At 62.0% G+C, this 2,301-nt stretch carries 1 protein-coding gene; it reads right to left on the bottom strand.

Annotated features, from left to right (window positions below):
• The coding region (locus CPT76_RS22205; protein ID WP_181153002.1) for a UvrD-helicase domain-containing protein at window positions 1–2,301 on the bottom strand (2,301 nt) is incomplete at both ends.

The raw sequence follows: 2,301 nt of genomic DNA, 5'->3' as shown, positions 1-2,301 counted from the left end.
TTTCCGGATTCGGGATTCCCACGCGGACCTGGAAAATGACTCTACTTGCTCCGGATCCGAGACCAGCTCGAGGGCAGCGGCCGCTTCGCCTGCGCCTTCCAGCGGGCCAGAACCGGCCTTGAAGGGAGCCTCTGCCCCCACCTGGACCCCGGGCTCGTACGATTCCAGCAAGCTCCGGGTCTCATGTACAAGCTGGCGCCCGCTCAGCCGCAGCTCCTGCAGCTGCTGGCGGAGAAGCCGCAGCAGTTCCAGCAGACCGTCATCCGCACCGGGCGCATCCTGATCCGGAGATACCGGTGCCGGATGATGTGATGAGCCGCATACCGGACACGGTTCTCCAGGGCGCAGCTCGGCGGCCAGCGCCAGCGAAAGCGCGTGGAGTTCCCGTTCTTTGGAGGAAGAACGGACCAGCGCCTCATCTTGATCGAGCCGGGACAACGCCGCCTCCATCCGGCTGTCATGCCCCAGAACCTGCTCCATATGGGCCGAAACCGCGTGCGCGAACCGCTTCTGCTCCTGCAAATGCTGCTCCCGCTCCTGCGCAGCCTGCTTCAACAGCGCTTCGGCCCTGCTTTGCTTCTCGCCATGCTCGTTCAATTCAGCCTCAGCGCTCCGCAGCCGCTGCTCGCTTGCTCCCAGCTGCTGAACGTGCCGCATCGCCTTATTCAGCCGTTCGCGGTCCTTCGCCTTCACTTCGAGCCCCTTCATGCTTTCCTGCAGCTCGGACTGCCGCTTGAGCCCTTTGGCGAGCAGCTCCTGCTCCTTGGCCAGAGCTTCAGTCCGTTCCGGAATGTCCTGCCGGGGGTTATCGATAATCTGGAGCAGGGACAGCATAATTTCCACTTCGGTCGCCTGGAAATACCCCTGATTCTGCTCACCGTCGGCAGGGATGCCGAGCTGGCGCAGCTCCTCCATGATCAGCGGCCCCCATATATAGGCGGACCGAAGCAGGATGACCATGTCGCCGTAACGGACAGGCCGCATCGCTTTGGTCTCCTTGTCGAACACCTGCATCGGCCTAGGCGATGTGTCACCCAAGAGCGCGCGTATTTTTTTGGCAATCGCTCTGGCCTCAAGCTGAGCCGTCTCCATTTCGGCGGCCTCGCTCTCCTGGATCAGACCTCCGTTGTCGCTGTCCTGAGGCTCCTCCTCGGACGCCTCCCCGCCTCTGGCCTTGTGAATCAGCACCAGCTCCGGCACGTACGGAGAGTGCCCTGACGCCCCTTCAGGCTGGGCTTCCGGATAAGAAGCTCCGTAAACGAGCTCCGCCCGCTCATCGTAGCTGATCTCCGCCACCGTCTCATTCATCAGCTGGCGGAACACCATGTTCACCGCATGCACCACTTCCAGCCGGCTGCGGAAGTTACGGGCAAGGTCGATACGGATGCCGCCGCCCTCGGCGGAAGCATACCTGCGGTACTTGTCCAAGAACAGGCTCGGCTCCGCCAGGCGGAAGCGGTAGATGCTCTGCTTGACGTCGCCGACCATGAACCGGTTCCCCGGCAGCTCGCGCGAAATCAGCTTGACGATATCTTCCTGCACGCTGTTGGTGTCCTGGTACTCGTCCAGCAGCACCTCGTCGAACTGTTCCTGATATTCCATGGCCGCGTCCGAAGGGAGCGGCTGACCCGGCACCGAATCCGGGTGGCGCAAAATTTGCAGGCAGTAGTGCTCCAGATCACTGAAATCCACCGCGTTTCTTCTCTGCTTTTCATGAAGATAGCGGTCGCCGAACTCAATGACGAGCTCCGCCAGCTCCTTCATGAGCGGCGCCGCCCGGTGCAACTCGGCCAGAAACGCATCGGCCGGCCGGCCGAACAGCGCCCCCTTCAGATCCTGCATCGTTTTCTTGACCGCTTCCCGCAGCTCCTTGACCCTTTCTTGCAGTGCCGGGTCGGTCTCCTCCTTGCGGCAGCTCTTCAGCTTGCTGAACGACACCGTCTGAAAGCGTTCGAACAGCTCGTCCCACGGACGGTTGTCCAGCGCATCCCTAAGCGACTGAACCACTTCCAGATCCGCGTTCAAATTATCCAGATAGGGCCCCGGTCCTCCGGGCAGCAGTGTCAGACGCCGGGCCTGCTCCAGCAGTCCTTCGGCCCCGGCAAGCGCCAGCCGCGCATCCTGAAGGATGCTCTTGACCCACTGGCTTTCGCCCAGACTTGCCGTATCCGGCAGCAAAAAGGACTCGGCCATATCCCGCAGCCACTGATCGGGCCAGGAGTGGCTTCGTGAGAAATCATAGAGCCTCTGCACCAAATGGTGGACGGCATCGTCCGTACGCTCACCGCTGAACCAATCCAC

It is taken from the genome of Paenibacillus sp. AR247 (genome assembly GCF_002968895.1).
GTDB classification, from domain to species: Bacteria; Bacillota; Bacilli; order Paenibacillales; family Paenibacillaceae; genus Paenibacillus_AQ; species Paenibacillus_AQ favisporus.
Note: the sequence above shows the minus strand (reverse complement) of the source record. Positions and strands in the feature narration are given on the sequence as shown.